The organism is Wolbachia endosymbiont of Atemnus politus (genome assembly GCF_013309895.1).
On record NZ_JAAXCS010000123.1, the window covers coordinates 1 to 3483 of the forward strand.

Consider the following 3483-nt stretch of genomic DNA (forward strand, 5'->3'; position numbering starts at 1 on the left):
AATCCCATATATCTATTTAATAAATTTAAATGAATATAGTGGACTTCCCCCATCCGCCACCCGGGGGACGCGCCTGGTGGCAGTTGCAGCTCTGCCACTGGGAATTTGCCCAGTTTCACAGGAAGTAGTTATAATCTGCTCATGGTGAATTAGTGAGATAGATTTTTTTTTTAACATTGATAACCTATGCTCAGATCGACGAGACAGCTTACGCTTTTTTATTACATGTTTCATGTATCACCTAATCTTCATCAGTATGTTGTTTAGCCAACTCATTTATATCCTTAGGTGGCCAATTTGGAACATCCATACCTAAAGACAAGCCAAAATTATTTAAAACTACCTTAATTTTATTCAAAGACTTTCTGCCAAAATTAGCAGTTCTTGACATTTCACTCTCTGTTCTTTGCACAAGATCACCTATATAAGTACATATACATTCATTCTTCAAACAATCTGATAGACAATTCCATTTCATCTACTTTACGCAATAAGATAGGATCATAACCCAAATCTTTAGAACCACTAAACGTAGAAGTTTGCTGTTTTTTACATCTCCCATCAGAGCTAACAAAAGGCTGAAGTTGCTCCTGTAATATCCTTGCAGCAAAATCAACAGCTTGACTTGGAGAAATTGTACCATCAGTCTAAACTGATAATATCAACTTATCCTTATCAGTAACTTGACCAACACGACTGTTATCCACCTTATATGAAACTCTGTTGACAGGACTATATAAAGCATTAACCGGAATAAACCCAACTAGATCCAGTTCATTCATGAGCTTCAAGAACTTGTTTTCTTTATATTTAGTAACAGGAAGGTAGCATTTCCCGCTAGCCACATATATAGTCATGTTAAGTTCTACATTCTGCCCCAGTGTACATATTAGCAGGTCTTTATTAACAATAGAGCACTGATCATCAGCCTCTATCATCCCAGCTAATATCTGGCAAGGTCCTTTAGCACTCAAATTTAAGCATTTATTGGAAGTGCCATTCAACTTGCACTTCAATATGCCCATATTTAAGACTATATCAGTTACATCTTCTCTTACTCCTTGAATTGAAGTAAACTCATGAGTTATGCCTTCGATTTTTATTCCATAAACAGCGTTACCTATAAGAGAAGATAACATTACACGCCTTAATGCAACACCTAATGTTAAAGCAAAGCCACTCTCCAATGGTTCAAGTACTATATCACCTTTTTCGGTTGAATCATCTGGCACTACTTTAATTGAATTAGGCCTAGTCAACTTATAATTGTCAAAAACAGAAACACTTTCATTATTATACATAAAATAATCTCTCCAAAAAAATATTCTATACTCTTCTTTTTTTTCTTAATCTACATCCATTATGAGGAATTGCGGTTTTATCTGCAATTAAGGTTACTGCTAATCCACAGCCCTGAAGTGCCCTAACTGCAGCTTCAGCCCCAAAACCAGGACCACGTATTATCACAGAAACAACTTTCATACCAAACTTTTATACCGCAACCTTTGCAGCAGATTCCGAATCTCTACCTGCAGCATAAGGTGTAGATTTTCTTGAGCCTGAAAAACCATGCGCACCTACAGAGTTTTGGTATAGAGTGTTACCATGAACATCAGTTACATTTATAAAAGTATTATTAAAAGTTGCGCAAATATAAACAACCCCAGTAATAAACTTTTTTTGCACTTTTACCAACTGTTCTAACCTTTTTCATTAAAACTCACAATAGCAATAAATTTTATTTCTTTCCAGCAATAGGCGAACGAGATCTACCTTTACGAGTCTTAGCATTGGTATGAGTTTTTTGTCATCTCACTGGCAAACCCTTTCTGTGTCTCACTCCTCTCTAGCATCCCATTTCCACCAAAGACTTTATATTCATAGCCACTTCTTTTCTAAGCTCACCTTCTATAGAATAGATTCTCCTAATGAAACTGCTGATCTTTTCTTTATCTTTATCTTGCAATTCTGAAACACGTGTGCTCTTATCAATTTCACAAGCATGGCATATTGGATCTGCAGCAGCAACACCTATACCATATATATATATATATATAAGTTAATGCAAAAGGAACACATTTCTTTACTGGAACATTTACACCTGAAATACGTGCCACCGATACTCCGATATTTTATTAATAGTAACTCTTAATTTATATCCTAAAATAACCTAGAGTCAAACCAAATTGCAAGAAATTTTGTTTTCAATCTCTTGTTTTATCTGAATCAAGATTAGTGTTGACCGTTAATAATTTGTCTTTATAGTATTCACCCAAATCCTTTATTTGGGTGTGGTATTCACTTATTCTTCTATCAATTACAGATAAATGAGAATCATCAATTCTCCTTTCTAGTCTTGTACTTTTAAATTTCATACAAACAAGAGCACCTTCACTTTTGCAAGAAGATGCACTATATACATTCTTACAATCCAAGCACACAAGGCGATTCTTTAATCTGTCAATTGCAATTTTATCGTCAAGCTGCAACTCATTGACAATATCAACATCCCTATTTATTATTTCTCTTGCAAAACTTGAGTTGAGAAACAAGTTTGGTTTAAATTTCTCGGGAAACCATCCAACAAAAAACTATCATCTACTAACGCAAGTTGATCACGCAACAACTCACATATAACTTCATCTTGAATTAAATTACCGGATTCCACGATATCCCCTTTATTTTTTTACCTAACTCGCTACTGCTAGACATAATATTCCTCAACACAAATCCCCTACTGAAATTAACTTTAAGTTACACATTGCTATCAACAGGTTTGATTGAGTACCTTTACCAGAGCCAGGAGGGCCAAAAATTGCAATAATCATCTTAATTTTCTCGTTTTATATTCATATTTTCTCATCCAGCTATCATATTTATTTGAAAAGATATAGGATTGTATTTGCATAATAGTATCAGTAACAATGTAAACTATAATCAATAAGCTCGTTCCACCAAAAATAAACGGTATATCATAATAATATCTTATAACTTCGGGCACAGCGCATACGGCCACCAAATATGCAGAACCAATAAACGTTAATTTAAAAACGATGTCTTGAAGGTAATCGGAAGTATGTTTTCCAGGTCTTCTACGAGGTATAAAACAGCTATTTTTCTTAAGAAAATTGGCATTTTCCTCTGGATTAAATATAAAATTGGTATAGAAAAAAAGCAAAAAGATTTTGGCTAGTATTATATCCTATTGAGTGGTTTGTCATATACATGGAGAAGTGATGAGATTTACGTTTCGACTGTTTTATTTGCCAGTCATCGTCAGAAAGTTATAAAGAAGTAAAAATAAATTTTTGCTAAGTTAGAAATTCAAAAGCATTAACCAAAATGGTGGGATTAGAGTTAGTGAGTGCGGAGCACGCTGTGGGAGCTAGGGTAATGACGTAATAACAGATATTATTTGACAGTAGTAACGTAGACAGTAGTGGTTAGTAGTTAGTAGTAGTTAGTGGTTAGTAGTAGTTAGTA

At 34.4% G+C, this 3483-nt stretch carries 1 protein-coding gene and 5 pseudogenes; all 6 read right to left on the minus strand.

Annotation, left to right across the window (positions count from 1 at the left end; translation table 11 throughout):
• Window positions 1-123: 123 nt before the first annotated feature.
• Window positions 124-234, minus strand: a pseudogene (locus tag HET73_RS06495) (50S ribosomal protein L17); the annotation flags it as partial.
• A gap of 7 nt (window positions 235-241) precedes the next feature.
• Window positions 242-1301, minus strand: a pseudogene (locus tag HET73_RS06500) (DNA-directed RNA polymerase subunit alpha).
• A 25-nt stretch (window positions 1302-1326) separates the two neighbouring features.
• Window positions 1327-1714 (minus strand): annotated as a pseudogene (gene rpsK / locus HET73_RS06505) (30S ribosomal protein S11).
• A gap of 24 nt (window positions 1715-1738) precedes the next feature.
• Window positions 1739-2117: pseudogene (gene rpsM, locus HET73_RS06510) on the minus strand (30S ribosomal protein S13).
• Window positions 2118-2176: 59 nt separating this feature from the next.
• Window positions 2177-2828, minus strand: a pseudogene (locus HET73_RS06515) (adenylate kinase family protein).
• Window positions 2825-3199, minus strand: a complete 375-nt coding sequence (locus HET73_RS06520) for a hypothetical protein (RefSeq protein WP_343033097.1) — start codon at window positions 3197-3199, stop codon at window positions 2825-2827. The pseudogene HET73_RS06515 and the gene HET73_RS06520 overlap by 4 nt, the downstream one beginning before the upstream one ends.
• Window positions 3200-3483: the final 284 nt, after the last annotated feature.